The organism is Acidovorax benzenivorans, from assembly GCF_028680575.1.
In the GTDB taxonomy this organism is placed as follows: domain Bacteria; phylum Pseudomonadota; class Gammaproteobacteria; order Burkholderiales; family Burkholderiaceae_C; genus Acidovorax; species Acidovorax benzenivorans.
This window is the reverse complement of the sequence record NZ_JAPCKI010000003.1, coordinates 378343-393685: the sequence shown is the minus strand read 5'-3', so window position 1 is coordinate 393685 and position 15343 is coordinate 378343. Positions and strand designations below refer to the sequence as shown.

Here is a 15343-nt window from a genome sequence, read left to right as displayed (position 1 = left end):
CCGATGACGCCAGCGGGTTCATGCAGGCCGCTTCACGCCCACCATTCAGCATCAAATTGCCGCCAAGCGCTTGATATACAAGCACCAGCAGCTATTAAATATATAGCATCATGATTCAACCGATTTTTTTGCGCACCGCCGTGGCCCACGCAGCCCTGCTGGCCCTGTGCGGGACCGCCCTGGCACAAACCAGCGCAGAGCCCGCGCCCGTTGAACCGCCAGCGGCAGCCCCCTCCTTGCGCCAGGTGGATGTCATCGACTCCACCGCAGGCGCAGCCGCCACGCCCGCACGGCGCGCGCAAAGCAGCTCGCGCCTGGGCCTGTCGGTGCTGGAGACGCCGCGCGCGGTCAGCGTGATCGACAACGTGCTGCTGGAGCAGCAGATGGCCACCTCCGAGCGCGACGTGCTGCGCAATGCCTCAGGCGTGTCGTCGCGCAGCGAGTATTACGGCTCGTACTCGCAGTTCTCCATCCGGGGGCTATGGGCCAACAACACCTTCAACTTCTTGCGCGACGGCGCCAAGTTCGTTCACCTGCTGGACCCACCGCTGTTCAACATCGAACGTGTCGAAGTCATCAAGGGCCCTGCCGCGCTGGAGTTTGGCCAGGTCGCGCCCGGGGGCCTGGTCAACTACGTGAGCAAGCGGCCCCAGGCCGACCCGCTGCGCACCGTGAAGATCGGCACGGGCAGCCACGGCTGGCGCAGTGCAGAGTTCGACTTGACCGGCCCGCTCAACGCCGATGGCACGCTGCGCTACCGGCTCGATGGCGGCGCCAGCCGGGGCGGCAGTTTTGTGGACGGCAACACCCCGCGCAAGCAGGGCGTGGCGGGCAGCCTGGAGTGGCAGATCACGCCCGACACCGTCTGGCGTGCGCAGGCCGAGACCCAAAGCATCCACGGCACCTCCACCGTGGGCCTGGCCGTGCCCGACCCCAAGAACCCGCGCAGCGCCGACGCGCTGCCGGTGGGCGCCTTCTATGGCGAGCCGTGGCTGAACACCGACGGCCATCTGCGCTTTTATTCCACCGAGCTGCAGCACCGTTTTGCCAACGGGCTGGAGGGCCGTGTGCACCTGTCGCGCAACGAGACCCACCGCAACGTCAACCTTCCTTCGCCCATGGGCCCTGTCACCAACGGCAAGGTGGCGCGCGGCTACTGGCTGGCGCCGGGGCAGGAATACACGTCCGACACCGCACTGGCCGAGCTGCGTGCCAAGGTGCAGACCGGCGCGGTGCAGCACACCCTGCTGGCCGGCATGGACTGGCGCGCCATCGAAGGCATCTACGGCGCGCGCACCACGGGCAACCTGGGCGCCATCGACCTCTACCACCCCATCGCGGGCCTGGTGCCGCCAGTCGCATCCACCGGCGTGACGCGGCTGTCATCCGATGCACGCAACACCGGCGTGTTCGTGCAGGACCGCATGGTGCTGGGCGACTTCGGCCTGTTGCTGGGCCTGCGCCACGACCGCTTCAAGGACGCCTACACCACGCCCGTCACCGACCTGAGCAAGACCCAGCCCAGCGCCGCGTTGAGCTGGGAAGTGCGGCCGGGCAGCATGGTCTACACCAGCTATGCGCGCTCGTTCCAGGCCAACTCGGGCACGCTGATCTGGGGCGACCGCGCGGCGCCGCCGTCTGAAGGCAAACAACTGGAAGTAGGCTGGAAGCAGGAATGGCTGGACCAGCGCCTGATGACCACGGTGTCGGTGTTTGACCTGGAGCTGACCAACGCGCCCGCCACCGACCCGCAACACCCAGGCTATTCGGTGCTGACCGCCCGCCAGCGCATCAAGGGCGTGGAGCTGGAGCTGCAAGGCCGCATCACGCCCGGCTGGACGGTGACCGCCAATGCCAGCTTCCAAGACCCCAAGGTGCTGGCGGACACCACGGCTGGCGCCAACGTGGGCAACCGCATTGCGCTGGCCACGCGCCGCAACGCATCGCTGTGGACGCAATACCACCTGCCCCAGCTGCCCGGCCTGTGGGTGGGCGGCGGCCTGGTGCACCAGGGCGACAAGTTCACCGCCAACGACAACAAGTGGCGCCTGCCCGGCTACACCGTGGTGGACCTGGCCGTGGGCTATCAGTTTGCAGGTGGTGTGCGGCTGCAGGCCAACCTGAAGAACGCTGGCAACCGGCGCTACTACCTGGACGGAACGACCACCGCAGCGGGCTTTGGCGCCGTGGTGCCGGGCCAGCCGCGCAGCCTGCAGGTGTCGCTGGACTACACGTTCTGACGGCCCCCACAGAGCCCGACGCCAGGTGTGTAGTGACCGCCACCTGGCGCCTTCGGGTCTGCCCCTCTTTTCTTTGTTTAACGATCGGAGAAACCGCACCATGAAACCTGGCATCACCGCCTGCCGCACCGCCATCGCGCACGCGGCCTTGCTGGCCCTGTGTGGCACCGCCCACGCGCAGCAGACCACAGCCACTGGCACCACTGAACCCACGGCCGAAAAGGCACTGGCCCCTGTCACCGTCAATGCGGGCACAGAGCAGCAAAGCCCCACGGCCCCCGTCACGGGCTTTGTGGCAAAGCGCGCGCTCAGCGCCACCAAAACCGACACCCCGCTCATCGAAACCCCGCAGGCCATCAGCGTGATCACGCGCGACCAGATGGAAGCCCAGGGTGTGCAGACGCTGCGCCAGGTGACGGCGTACACGGCAGGTGCCGTGTCCAACTACTTCGACAGCCGCGTGGACAGCTTTGCCGCACGCGGCGGTACCGTGTCGCAGTACCAGGACGGCCTGCTGCGCACTTACGGCACCTACAACACCAGTCGGCCGGACCCGTACACGCTGGAGCGCGTGGAGTTTCTGCGCGGCCCCACATCGGTGCTCTACGGCCAGGGCAGCGTGGGCGGCGTGCTCAACCTCACCAGCAAGCGACCGCAGGCCGACACCCTGCGCGAGGTACAGGTGCAAGTGGGCAACAACGCGCGCAAGCAGATCGCCGCCGACCTGACCGGCGCGCTCGACCAGGACGGCCAGTGGCTCTACCGCCTGGTGGCCGTGGGCCGCGACAGCGGTACGCAGGTGGACCATGTGGACGACAACCGCGTGGTGTTTGCGCCATCGCTCACCTGGAAGCCCAATGCCGACACATCGCTCACGCTGCAGGCACTGCACCAGAAAGACCAAAGCGGCTCGCTCATCGGCTTCTTCCCCTGGCAAGGCACGCGGTTGCCCAGCCAGTACGGGCAGATCCCGCGCAACACCTCCATCAGCGAGCCGGGCTGGGACGCGTATGACACCACCAACAACTCGTGGGGCTACCTGTTCAGCCACCGCCTGAACAGCGACTGGACCGTGCGCCAGAACCTGCGCCGCACCGTGAGCGAGGTGGACTACCGCACCATCTACACCAGCTTCACCGCCAACGCCGCCACGGGTCGCCCTGCGCGCCCCGTGTTCAACAGCGACAACCGCACTGTGGTGCGCGATGCGGTGTGGAACCTCAACACTGGCCGCATGCTGCTCGTCGACACGCAGCTTGAAGGCAAGCTGCAGGCAGGTAGCGCCACGCACACCGTGCTCGCAGGCCTGGACGTGCAACGCAACCACACCGGCCAGCAGGCCTGGCGCGCCGTGGCGCCCGCCATCGACGTGTACAACCCCGTGTACGGCAACTTCACGCCGCCCACTGCGGCACAACTGGTGCGCCAGCCCAACGTGGTGCAAAAGCAGCTGGGCTTCTACGCGCAGGACCAGATCCAATGGGGCCGCTTTACCGCCACCGTGGGCCTGCGCCACGACAGCACCCAGACCGACACCGAAGGCCGCCCTGCTGCCGCCGCGGACGACAAGGCCTGGACCAAGCGAGCCGGTGTCACCTACCAAATGGATGGCGGCTGGGCACCGTATGCGGGCTACTCCGAATCGTTCCAGCCCCTGGGTGGTATCGATGCCTACGGCGCCCCCTACAAACCCCAGCGCGGTGAACAGTGGGAGGCCGGTGTGAAGTGGCAGCCGCCCGGCCAGGGCATCAGTGCGTTTGCCGCCGTGTACACCCTGCGCGAGAAGAACCGCAAGACCACCGACCCCAGCAACCCGCTCAACAGCCTGCAGATCGGCGAGGTGAAGGTCAACGGCTTTGAGGCCGAAGTGCAAGCCAGCCTGGCCCGCCAGTGGGACTTCACGGTGGGCTACGCCTTCACTGACGCCAAGATCAGCCGCAGCAACGCAGGCGACCAGGGCCAGCCCGTGGCCAGTGTGCCCAAGCACACCGCATCGGCCTGGTTGAGCCACCGGTTTGCAGCGCAGGGCCGCGGTGGCTGGGTAGTGGGCACGGGCGTGCGCCACACCGGCTCGCAATGGAGCGGCACCAGCGCCATCAGCACCCCTGCCGCCACCCTGGCCGATGCCATGCTGGCCTACGACGCTGGCGACTGGCGCGTGGCCTTCAACGTGGTCAACCTGACCGACAAGGTGCACATCACCCAGTGCCTGGCACGCGGGGATTGCTTCTACGGACAGGCGCGGACGTACACGCTGACTTCGACCTACCGGTTCTGAGAGGCTGTTGACGGTCTCCCTGGGGATCGTCAACAGACTCTGAAAGCCGCCATGTGGCGCCCGGCGCCACATCGGTGCCAGCCCGCGCGGGTTGGCACCGCATTCGCGACCCCGGCGGGGATGCCGGCTTCGGCTGGACTCTGGGTATTGCGGGCAAATATCACAACGATGTTGCGCCGCAACGACATCTTCATGACAAAAAGGTGTTTACCCCTGTGGCGGCCAATCACGGCGGCCATTAGCATCCCTCTCCGTTGCAAAGTGCAACGATCACATCACCACAGGCATCAAACTTGCTTGTAGCGGCGGCCCAAAGGCATCACCCCTGTGCGTTTTTTTGGCCGGTGATTATTTGTCATCAAACAAAATTTGATTTAAGGAACCTCGCGAATGAAAACACTGAACCGCTGCGCCCTCGCCGCGCTGGCCCTGGTGGGCACGTCTGCTGCCTTTGCACAGAGCAGCGTCACCCTGTACGGCCGGGTCAACACCAGCTTCGAACACCAAAAAGACGGCGATGTCTCCAAGACTGGCCTGTTCAACAACTCCTCCCGCTTCGGCTTCAAGGGCCAGGAAGACCTGGGCGGCGGCCTGATGGCAGGCTTCCAGCTGGAAAGCGGCTTTGACTCCAGCTCCGGCGCTTCCGACTCGCGCGGCATTTTTGCCCGCCAGAGCGAAGTGAACCTGTCCGGCGGCTTCGGCATGGTGCGTCTGGGCAACTTCACGTCCGAGTCGTACTACGCCACGGCTGACTTCATCAGCAACCACAACCACGACACCGGCTCCTCGGCAGACGCGCTGTACGCCTACCCTGCCCGTGACGTGAACAAGATCGCTTACCGCACCCCCAGCCTGGGCGGCGCCACGTTCGAAGCGGGCTGGGCCCAGCACGAGCAGGCCAGCGGCACCGGCGGCAAGAACAGCATGGACCTGGCTGCCAACTACGAAATCGGCAAGCTGGGCCTGGGCGCCGGTTACTCCAAGCTGGGCGACCAGAACCAGTTCGCAGTGCGCGCTTCGTACTCCACCGGCCCCTTCGTGGTCGGCGCCTACGTGCAACGCGACAAGAACGTGTTCATCGCCAACGGCGGCAACCGCACCAACCTGCGCCTGTCGGCCGCCTACATCATGGGCGTGTCCGAGTTCCACGTGAACGTGGGCCGTGCCGGCAAGTACTCCAACGTGAGCGACAGCGCCGCCACCCAATACACGCTGGGCTACAACTACAACCTGAGCAAGCGCACCAAGATCTACACCTACTACACCCGCGTCAACAACAGCCAGGCTGCCAGCTACGGCGTGTCCGCTGCGGGCAACGACTTCAGCTCCTTCGCAGTGGGCGTGCGCCACAACTTCTGATGGCGCCCCACGCGCTGCTGCCCTGACTGGTGGGAGGGCAGACACACAGCCAATTGCCCCGCACTTCTTTGGAGTGCGGGGTTTTTTTGTGCCCGACGAAAGCGCGCGGCATCCCAGGTGTCCCGGATGCCCCGGATGTCCCGGATGTCCCGGATGTCCCGGATGTCCCGGATGTCCCGGATGTCCCAAGTGAAGCATTCGTTTCAAAGGGATGCCGAGAATCAACGCAAAGAGATGTGGCAAATCCTCGCGGACACATCCAAAATCAGCGCCCCAACACAGCCACCTGCACTTCGGTACGGATCTGAAAACCCAGGCTTTCGTACAAGGCAATGGCCGCTTCATTGGTGGTCCAGGCGTGCAGAAAAGGCCGGTCCCCGCGCTGCTGGATGGCATGAGCCACCACCGACGAAAGCCGACGGGCAAAGCCTCGCCCCCGACGGTCTGGATGGACACACACGCCGCTGACCTCCGTACCGCCTTCAAACCGCATGCGTTCACCCGCCATCGCCACCAGCACGCCTTCGGACCGGATGCCCACAAAGCGGCCCATGGTGTGAGTGCGTACAAGGAACGGGCCGGGCTCGGTCAACTGCGCCAAGGCCAGCATCTCTGCGGCATCGGCGTCGCCAAGCGCGACGACCGTCTCGGCACCCGACTCGGCCGCAATGGCACGTCCGGCCACCATCTGCACGCCCTGGGCACGGCGAAGGGCCTGCATGCCCTTGGGCAACGGGATGGGTTGCGCTTGCAATACGAAGACCGATTCCCCCTCGGCCACCAGGTTGGCCAGCACAAAAAGGCTGGCGTCATCGTCATCCCTGGCCGAAGCAAACAGGTTGACATCACGCCGGTAGCGCTTGGCCAGATCACAGCCCTCGGCCAGGGCGGGGGCAAAGGTCAGTGACGCCCAGACGGGGCGGTCCAAGGGGTTGGTCGTGGTCATCGTGGTGGTCATCGTGTTTGTTCCTTTCCTTTGGCGGTGGTGGTTTTTTTGCGCTTGCGCATGCGCATGGCTTGCTCCGTGGCGATGGAGGCTGCAGAGCGCTGCAACAGCGAGGTGCGCGCAAGCCCCGCTTCCAGTGCCGCCAACTGGTCCAGCAAAGGGCCTTCGAGCGACGCACACACTTGAGCGACTGAGGCTTCCAGCACGGGCCAGACATCGCTCTGCGCTCGCTGGACCAAGGCCTGGCCTTGCGGGCTGAGCGCCACCCGGCGCACACGCCGGTCGCCCTCCACCGCCTCCGACTGCACCAACCCACTGTCCTCCAGCCCTTTCAAGGAGCGGGTGACCACGGGCTGGCTGACGCCAACGGCCTGGCTCAACTCGCCCACACCCAGCGCACCATGCCAGTCCAGTGCCGCCAGCAGCGGGAAGTGCGCAGCGGGCATGTCAATGCCGTGCTGGGTCAGCAGTGCCTGCGTTTGGGCCTGCAGCGCCTCGCCAATGCGCTTGAAGCGCGTACCGAGGGTGAGGAATCCGAGTTCCTTGACGACGTCTTCGATCATGGTTTCCTATCTTTGATATATATCATGATATGTATTTGACAAGCCATGTCAATCGATTTCTTCGCTTCTTCCTTGACACTCCTTACCGGCTCATTGCGACTCGCAAAAAACAAAAGCCTGCGGGCGATCTCGCAGGAATGCTCCTGAAGATCGCCCGCAGGCTCTGTGCCGAACTGTCCCTGGGCCACATGCGCACAGCCCCGGGCTTGGCTGACCTCGACGTTTACACGTTCATGATCGACACCAGGCGCGTATTCAGATGCGCCTCGATGGCTTCTGGGCCACCCTCCGAGCCATAGCCCGAATCCTTGAGCCCACCAAACGGCAGCTCAGCCGCAGGGGCAGCAGCCTGGTTGATCCACAACATGCCCACTTCCAGGCGCTGGGCCAGCAGGTGCGCATTTTTGAGCGACGAGGTGAACGCATAACCGGCCAAGCCAAACGGCAGGCGGTTGGCTTCGGCAATCGCGTCTTCGATCTTTTCAAACCCACGAATGGCCGCCACAGGGCCGAAGGGTTCTTCGTTGACGATGCGAGCAGACAGGGGCACATCATTCAGCACGGTGGGCTGGAAGAAGTTGCCTTCGCTGCCAATGCGCTCGCCCCCCGTTACCAGCGTGGCGCCGTGCTGCACGGCGTCGGCCATCAGGTCGGCCATGGCGGTGATGCGGCGCGGGTTGGCCAGTGGGCCCATCTGCGTACCTGCGGTCAGGCCGTCGCCCACCTTCAGGCCCTGGGCGTATTTGGCAAACGCGGCCACAAAGTCGGCGCGGATGCTTTCGTGCACCAGATAGCGCGTGGGCGAGATGCAGACCTGGCCTGCATTGCGGAACTTGGCACCGCTGCTGATCTTGATGGCCAGTTCCAGGTCGGCATCTTCCGCCACGATGACCGGTGCGTGGCCGCCCAGCTCCATGGTCACGCGCTTCATGTGTTTGCCAGCCAGCGCGGCCAGCTGCTTGCCCACGGGCGTGGAGCCGGTGAAGGTGACCTTGCGGATCACGGGGTGCGGGATGAGGTAGCTGGAGATTTCAGCCGGGTCGCCATACACCAGGCCCACGGTGCCTGCGGGCACGCCTGCATCGGCAAACGCGCGGATCAGCTCGGCCGGGCTGGCAGGGGTTTCTTCGGGCGCCTTCACCAGGATGGAGCAGCCTGCGCCCAGGGCGGCGGCCAGCTTACGCACCACCTGGTTGATGGGGAAGTTCCACGGCGTGAAAGCGGCCACGGGGCCCACGGGGTCCTTGAGCACCATCTGCGTGGCCTTGAGGTTGCGCGAGGGCACGATGCGGCCGTACACGCGCAGCGACTCATCGGCAAACCATTCGATGATGTCGGCCGATGCCATGGTTTCGACCTTGGCCTCTGCCAGCGGCTTGCCCTGCTCTTGCACCATGATGGCGGCAATGGCCTCGGCGCGCTCGCGCATCAGTGCGGCGGCGCGGCGCATGGTCTTGGCGCGCTCGGCGGCGGGCATGTCGCGCCAAGCTTCAAAGCCCTTTTGCGCGGCGGCGAGTGCCAGGTCCAGGTCCGTCTTGCTGGCGTGGGCCACGCGGCCGATTTCTTTGCCGGTGGAGGGGTTGAACACGGCAATGGTTTTGCCTTCGGCGGCGTCTTGCCACTGGCCTGCGATGAAGAGCTGGGTGTTGGGATAAGTCATGTGTGTTGGTTGGTCAGCCAATGTGGTGAAAAAATCGAAAAAACGACTATACGCCTGCGATGATGGCTGTGTATTTCAAGGAGATTGCATGCGAGAAGTAGTCCAAAGCCTCGAAGAGTCGCGCATCCGCGAGGTGGCCAACGAAGGCCTGGGGCGCAGCGATGTGCTGAAGTTCTGGTTTGGCGAGAGCGACGAGGTGACGCCCGATTTCATCCGCGACGCGGCCATTGCGTCGCTGCAAAAGGGCGAGACCTTTTACGCCCACAACCTGGGCCTGCCCGAGCTGCGCCACGCCATTGCGGGCTACATGCACGGCCTGCACCCGCAGCAGCATACCGATGCGTGGTTTGACCGCATCGCAGTCACCTCCGGCGGTGTGAACGGCCTGATGGTGGCCGTGCAGGCGCTGGTGGACGCGGGCGACGAGGTGGTGCTGGTGACGCCCGTGTGGCCCAACCTGGTGGCGCAGCCGCGCATTCTGGGCGCGCAGGTGCGCACCGTGCCGCTGGTGGCCGACGCGCACGGCGCATGGCGGCTGGACATGGAAACGCTGCTGGCCGCCATCACCCCCACCACGCGCCTGCTGGTCGTCAACGCTCCCAACAATCCCACGGGCTGGACGCTGACGCGCGAGGAGCAAGCCACCATCCTGGCGCACTGCCGCCGCACGGGCACGTGGATTTTGGCGGATGAGGTGTACGAGCGGCTGTACTACGCGGGCGACACGGTCAATGGCGCCGCACCGAGCTTTCTGGACGTGGCCGAGCCCGAGGACCGCCTGGTGGTGACGCACAGTTTTTCCAAGAGCTTCTTGATGACTGGCTGGCGACTGGGCTGGCTGGTGCTGCCGCCGTCCATGACGCCTGCGGTGGGCAAGCTGATCGAGTTCAACACCTCGTGCGCGCCGGTGTTTGTGCAGCGCGGGGCCACAGTGGCATTGCAACGCACGGACGAGGTGACGCCTTCGCTGGTCGCTCACCTGAAAACCTGCCGCGACACGCTGGTGCCGTTGCTGGCCGATGTGCCGGGGGTGTCGGTAGCCACGCCGCGTGGGGGCATGTATGCGTTCTTCCACATCGCGGGGCATGACGAGTGCTTGCCACTGGCCAAGCGGCTGGTGCGGGAGGCGGGGTTGGGGTTGGCACCGGGCAGTGCGTTTGGGGGCGAGGCGGCGGGGTGGTTGCGGTGGTGTTTTGCGAGCCGGGATGTGGGGAGGTTGGAGGAAGGGGTGGAGAGGTTGAGGGGGTGGCTGAAGGGGTAATGGAGAGAGACTTTTGGATTTTTTGGCCGCTAGCGCTTATGGAATATGCGCTGGCAGCTATTAATTTTGTAGCGTTTTGTCTGGCGTTCTGACTGGGGAGACCGTTCGGCAAGACCAAGGACTACAAAAACAATAGCTGCTGGCGCCTAATAAATAAGCGCCAGCAGCCAAAATCGCCCAAAAAACTACTGAGACACCTGCGCCACCTTCACAGCAGGCTGATCCCCCCAGCCGCCACCCAGCGCGCGAATCAACCCCACCGTCGCCACATACTGCGCCGTCCGCACCTGCAGCTCCTGCCGCCGGTTGCGCAACTCGCTGCGGCGCGCGTCCAGCAGTTCGAGCTGGCTCACCAGCCCATTGCGATACCGCGCATCCGACAACTGCGTCGCCCGTCGCGCGGCAGTCACCGCGCGCCCCTGCGCCTCGGCCTGGCCGGACAGCAGACGCAGCGAGGTAAGCTGATCCTCCACGTCGCGAAACGCATTGAGCACCTGCCCACGGTGGTCCGCCAGCGCGGCCTCCAGGCGTGCCTTGGCCCCTTCGATCTGCGCATCGCGCTGGCCACCGTCAAAGATCGGCAGCGACAGCAGCGCACTCACGCCCCACGCACGCGCCGACCACTTGAACAAATCACCCAACTCGGGCGATGCATGCCCCGCATTGCCCGTGAGCGTGACCGCTGGGAACCACGCCTTCTGTGCCACACCCACGCGGGCCTGCGCGGCCAGCACAGCGGTCTGTGCGGCCGACACATCGGGGCGGCGGGCCAGCACGGTGCCGGGCACGCCAGGCGGAATTACCGGCAGCGCAGCGTCGCCCATGGCGGGGGGCAACACAAAGCCGCTGGCCACCTCGCCCGTCAGCACGGCCAGGGCGTTGGTGAGCAGGGCTTGCTGGCGCTGCAAGGCCAGGGCTTCGGATTCGGTGGCCGCCACTTCGGTCAACACGCGGGCCACGTCCAGCTCGGCCACATCGCCCGCCTGCAGGCGGCGCTGCGTGAGGCGCAGGGTGCCTTGGTAGGCGGCCAGGCTCTCTTGCACCAGCACCTGCTCGGTCTGCACGGCGCGCAGCTGCAGATAGGTTTGCGCCACGTCGGCCTGCACCATCAGGCGCGTGCTTTGCAGCAGAGCCTCGCGCGTGTCGGCATCCAGGCGCGCAGCGTCGCTGGTTTGCGAGAGGCGGCCAAACAGGTCCAGCTCGTACGAGGCATTGAGCCCCGCCGTGCCCAGTGTGGCGGGTGCCGCGCTGCCCGTGGTGGCAGCGCCTGCCTGGCGCGTCACGCCCGCCGATGCACCTACCTGCACCGAGCGGGCGGCGTCGGCAGAGCGCAGCAGCGTGCGCGCCTCGGCCAGCCGTGCAGCGGCCTGCTGGATGCTGGTGTTGGCCGTGCCCGCACGCAGCACCAGGTCGGCCAGCACCGGGTCTTGAAAGCCCAGCCACCATTCGCCGCGCGGCTGCGCCTCGGCGGGGGCAGCAACCGTCCATGGAGCCGTGGGCAGGGTGTCGCCCCCTGCCGTGAAGCTGGTGGGCACGGGCACACCGGCATGCGGCGCGGGGGCCACGGGCTGGGTCATGCAACCGGCCAACACCAAGGCGGCGGCCAAGGGCGCCAGCAGGCTGCGCTTGCGCGCTGCGAAGGCACTGTCGGTGGAGTTTTTCTTCAATAGCAAATCGGTCATGGTTGGTCTCCTGCCCCGGCCGATGCACCCGCCGCGATCAGCAGCGTGGACATCGTGGAGCGCGCGTATAGGGCCACAAAAGTCGTTGTTGTCGCCGTGGTCAGGGGCATCATTCGTGCTCCTTGCGCGGCGCGGCCAGCACGGGGTGGGCGGTGCCACCAGTGCCTGGGGTGTGCGAGATGGGCGCCACATGCGCACCGTGCTCCACCAGCGGGCGGTTGCCCGCCAGCTTGCGCAGCAGCACGTAGAACACGGGCGTGAGGAACAGGCCAAAGGCCGTCACACCAATCATCCCGGCGAACACCGCTACGCCCATGGCGCTGCGCATTTCGGCACCCGCGCCGGTGGACAGCACCAGGGGCAGCACACCCATCACGAAGGCCAGCGAGGTCATCAGGATGGGGCGCAGCCGCAGGCGGCTGGCCTCGATGGCGGCCTGCACGGGCGTGCGCCCGGCAAACTCCAGCTCGCGCGCAAACTCCACGATCAGGATCGCGTTCTTGGCCGACAGCCCCACCAGCACGATGAGCCCGATCTGCGTGAACACGTTGTTGTCGCCCTTGGTGAGCCACACGCCCGTCATCGCGGCCAGGATGCCCATGGGCACGATCAGGATGATGGCAATGGGCAGCGTGAGGCTTTCGTACTGCGCGGCCAGCACTAGGAACACCAGCAGGATGGCCAGCGGGAACACCAGCACGGCGGAATTGCCGGCCAGGATTTCCTGGTAGGTCAGCTCGGTCCACTCGAACGTGATGCCCTGGGGCAGCGTCTCCTTGGCAATGCGCTCGATGGCGGCCTGTGCCTGGCCCGACGAATAACCGGGCGCAGGGCCACCGTTCACGTCAGCAGCGAGGTAGCCGTTGTAGCGCATGGCACGCTCGGGGCCGAAGCTGGGCTCCATCTTCATCAGCGCCGACAGCGGCACCATCTCGCCGGTGCTGGAACGCACCTTGAGCAGGCCCACGTCTTCGGCCCGCGCGCGGTAGGCCGCATCGGCCTGCACGCGCACGCTGTAGGTGCGGCCAAACTGGTTGAAGTCGTTGGCGTAGAGGCTGCCCAGGTAGATCTGCAGCGTGTCGAAGATGTCCGTCACCGGCACGCCGAGCTGGCGTGCCTTGGTGCGGTCGATGTTGGCGTACAGCTGCGGCACGTTGACCTGCCAGCTACTGAAGATGCCGGTCAGCTCGGGTGTCTGGTAGGCCTTGGCCATGAAGGCCTTCACGGCGTTGTCCATGGCTTCGTAGCCCAGCGAGGCACGGTCTTCGATCTGCAGCTTGAAGCCGCCGGTGGTGCCCAGGCCCGCCACCGGGGGTGGCGGGAACATGGCGATGAACGCGTCCTGGATGCTGCCAAAGGCCTGGTTCAGCTGGCCTGCCACGGCGCCGCCGCTCTGGTCGGCGCGGGTGCGCTCGGCAAAGGGCTTGAGCGTGGCGAACACGATGCCGGCGTTGGAGCTGTTGGTGAAGCCGTTGATCGACAGGCCCGGGAAAGCGATGGCGTCTTCGACGTTCGGGTTCTCCTTCATGATCTCGCCCATGCGGCGGATCACGTTCTCGGTGCGGTCCAGCGTGGCGCCGTCGGGCAGCTGGGCAAAGCCGATCAGGTACTGCTTGTCCTGCGCGGGCACAAAGCCGCCGGGCACGATCTTGAACAGACCCACGGTGGCGCCCACCAACGCGAGGTAGATCACGAGCATGAGTGCCTTGCGGCCGATAACGCGCTTGACGCCACCGCTGTACGCCTCGGAGCCGCGATGGAACAAGCGGTTGAAGCCCCGAAACAGGCCGCCGAGCACCTTGTCCATGCCGCGCGTGAGCGCATCCTTGGGCTCGTTGTGGCCCTTGAGCAGCAGTGCCGACAACGCGGGCGACAAGGTCAGCGAGTTGATGGCCGAGATCACCGTGGAGATCGCGATGGTGACCGCGAACTGGCGGTAGAACTGGCCCGTGAGCCCGCTGATGAAGGCCAGCGGCACGAACACAGCCACCAGCACCAATGCGATGGCGATGATGGGGCCAGACACTTCACGCATGGCGCGGTAGGTGGCCTCGCGCGGGGTCAGGCCCGCCTCAATGTTGCGCTCGACATTCTCCACCACCACGATGGCGTCATCCACCACGATGCCGATGGCCAGCACCAGGCCGAACAGGCTCAGCGCGTTGATCGAAAAGCCCAGCAGGTGCAGCACCGCGAACGTGCCCACCACCGACACCGGCACGGCCAGCAGCGGGATGATGGACGCGCGCCAGGTCTGCAGGAACAGGATCACCACCAGCACCACGAGGGCGATGGCTTCGAGCAGCGTGTGGATCACGGACTTGATCGAGGCGCGCACAAACTGCGTGGGGTCGTAGGCAATGCGGTATTCCACGCCTTCGGGCATGTTCTTCTGGATCTCGTCCATGGTCTTGCGCACGTTGGCCGAGATGTCGAGCGCGTTGGAGCCCGGCGCCTGGAACACGCCCATGCCCACGGCGGGGTCGTTGTTGAGCAGCGAACGCAGCGAGTAATCGGCCGCGCCCAGCTCCAGGCGGGCGATGTCGCGCAGGCGCGTCACCGCGCCGTCGGCACCGGTCTTGACGATGATGTCGCCGAACTCTTCTTCGGTCTGCAGACGGCCCTGTGCGTTGATGGACAGTTGCAGGTCCACGCCCGGCAGGCCGGGCGATGCACCCACCACACCGGCGGCAGCCTGCACGTTCTGGCCTCGGATGGCGGTTACCACATCGCTGGCCGAAAGGCCGCGCTGCGCGACCTTTTGCGGGTCGAGCCACACACGCATGGAATAGTCGCCGCCGCCGAAGATCTGCACCTGGCCCACGCCGCCGATGCGGGCGAGGCGGTCCTTCACATTGAGCACCGCGTAGTTGCGCAGGTAATCGATGTCATAGCGGTTGTTGGGCGAGACCAGGTGGACCACCATGGTCAGGTCCGGCGCGCTCTTGACGGTGGTGACGCCCAGGCGGCGCACTTCCTCGGGCAGGCGTGGTTCGGCCTGCGAGACGCGGTTTTGCACCAACTGCTGGGCCTTGTCGGGGTCGGTGCCCAGGGCAAAGGTCACGGTCAGCGTCATTACGCCGTCGGTGGTGGCCTGGCTGCCCATGTAGAGCATGCCTTCCACGCCGTTGATGGACTCCTCCAGCGGCGTGGCCACGGTCTCGGCGATCACCTTGGGGTTGGCGCCGGGGTACTGTGCGCGCACCACCACGGAGGGGGGCGCGACTTCAGGGTATTCGGAGATAGGCAGACCGCGCAATGCGATGAGCCCCCCCAGGAAGATGAGCACCGACAGCACCCCGGCAAAGATGGGGCGGTCGATGAAAAAGCGGGATAGGTTCATGGATGCAAATT

9 protein-coding genes are annotated in these 15343 nt (G+C 65.8%); 4 read left to right on the top strand and 5 right to left on the bottom strand.

What is annotated here, in order from left to right; all coding sequences use genetic code 11:
- The first annotated feature begins 110 nt into the window (after nt 1–110).
- From OIN59_RS07685 to OIN59_RS07675, 3 genes are all read left to right on the top strand, one after another.
- Nucleotides 111–2240: a TonB-dependent siderophore receptor gene (locus OIN59_RS07685; protein WP_274108865.1), complete on the top strand. Its 2130-nt coding sequence runs from the start codon at nt 111–113 to the stop codon at nt 2238–2240.
- Nucleotides 2241–2340: 100 nt separating this feature from the next.
- Nucleotides 2341–4518 (top strand): TonB-dependent siderophore receptor, encoded by a 2178-nt coding sequence (locus tag OIN59_RS07680; protein ID WP_274108863.1) that lies wholly within the window; start codon nt 2341–2343, stop codon nt 4516–4518.
- A gap of 390 nt (nt 4519–4908) precedes the next feature.
- On the top strand, nt 4909–5877 hold the full coding sequence (locus tag OIN59_RS07675) for a porin (RefSeq protein ID WP_274108861.1): 969 nt from the start codon (nt 4909–4911) through the stop codon (nt 5875–5877).
- Between the two features lie 265 nt (nt 5878–6142).
- Here OIN59_RS07675 and OIN59_RS07670 read toward each other — a convergent pair whose 3' ends face one another.
- The 3 genes from OIN59_RS07670 to OIN59_RS07660 all read right to left on the bottom strand — a co-directional run bounded on the left by OIN59_RS07670 (nt 6143) and on the right by OIN59_RS07660 (nt 9046).
- Nucleotides 6143–6835: a GNAT family N-acetyltransferase gene (locus OIN59_RS07670; protein WP_274108859.1), complete on the bottom strand. Its 693-nt coding sequence runs from the start codon at nt 6833–6835 to the stop codon at nt 6143–6145.
- Nucleotides 6832–7386: a MarR family winged helix-turn-helix transcriptional regulator gene (locus tag OIN59_RS07665; RefSeq protein WP_274108857.1), complete on the bottom strand. Its 555-nt coding sequence runs from the start codon at nt 7384–7386 to the stop codon at nt 6832–6834. The genes OIN59_RS07670 and OIN59_RS07665 overlap by 4 nt, the downstream gene beginning before the upstream one ends.
- A gap of 223 nt (nt 7387–7609) precedes the next feature.
- A complete protein-coding gene (locus tag OIN59_RS07660) occupies nt 7610–9046 on the bottom strand; it encodes an NAD-dependent succinate-semialdehyde dehydrogenase (RefSeq protein ID WP_274108855.1) in 1437 nt (478 codons plus the stop codon).
- Nucleotides 9047–9134: 88 nt separating this feature from the next.
- Here OIN59_RS07660 and OIN59_RS07655 point away from each other — a divergent pair, with 88 nt between their 5' ends.
- A complete protein-coding gene (locus OIN59_RS07655; RefSeq protein WP_274108853.1) occupies nt 9135–10307 on the top strand; it encodes a pyridoxal phosphate-dependent aminotransferase in 1173 nt (390 codons plus the stop codon).
- Nucleotides 10308–10492: 185 nt separating this feature from the next.
- Here OIN59_RS07655 and OIN59_RS07650 read toward each other — a convergent pair whose 3' ends face one another.
- Complete coding sequence (locus OIN59_RS07650) at nt 10493–11989, bottom strand: efflux transporter outer membrane subunit (RefSeq protein WP_274108851.1); 1497 nt, start codon at nt 11987–11989, stop codon at nt 10493–10495.
- Between the two features lie 109 nt (nt 11990–12098).
- Nucleotides 12099–15332, bottom strand: a complete 3234-nt coding sequence (locus tag OIN59_RS07645; RefSeq protein ID WP_274108849.1) for an efflux RND transporter permease subunit — start codon at nt 15330–15332, stop codon at nt 12099–12101.
- Between the last annotated feature and the right edge of the window lie 11 nt (nt 15333–15343).

What these genes read in the sequence shown, in the direction of transcription:
- OIN59_RS07685 (WP_274108865.1), top strand. Translation starts at nt 111, where the DNA reads ATGATTCAACCGATTTTTTTGCGCACCGCCGTGGCCCACGCAGCCCTG.
- OIN59_RS07650 (WP_274108851.1), bottom strand. Translation starts at nt 11,989, where the DNA reads ATGACCGATTTGCTATTGAAGAAAAACTCCACCGACAGTGCCTTCGCA.
- OIN59_RS07655 (WP_274108853.1), top strand. Translation starts at nt 9,135, where the DNA reads ATGCGAGAAGTAGTCCAAAGCCTCGAAGAGTCGCGCATCCGCGAGGTG.
- OIN59_RS07670 (WP_274108859.1), bottom strand. Translation starts at nt 6,835, where the DNA reads ATGACCACCACGATGACCACGACCAACCCCTTGGACCGCCCCGTCTGG.
- OIN59_RS07675 (WP_274108861.1), top strand. Translation starts at nt 4,909, where the DNA reads ATGAAAACACTGAACCGCTGCGCCCTCGCCGCGCTGGCCCTGGTGGGC.
- OIN59_RS07665 (WP_274108857.1), bottom strand. Translation starts at nt 7,386, where the DNA reads ATGATCGAAGACGTCGTCAAGGAACTCGGATTCCTCACCCTCGGTACG.
- OIN59_RS07660 (WP_274108855.1), bottom strand. Translation starts at nt 9,046, where the DNA reads ATGACTTATCCCAACACCCAGCTCTTCATCGCAGGCCAGTGGCAAGAC.
- OIN59_RS07680 (WP_274108863.1), top strand. Translation starts at nt 2,341, where the DNA reads ATGAAACCTGGCATCACCGCCTGCCGCACCGCCATCGCGCACGCGGCC.
- OIN59_RS07645 (WP_274108849.1), bottom strand. Translation starts at nt 15,332, where the DNA reads ATGAACCTATCCCGCTTTTTCATCGACCGCCCCATCTTTGCCGGGGTG.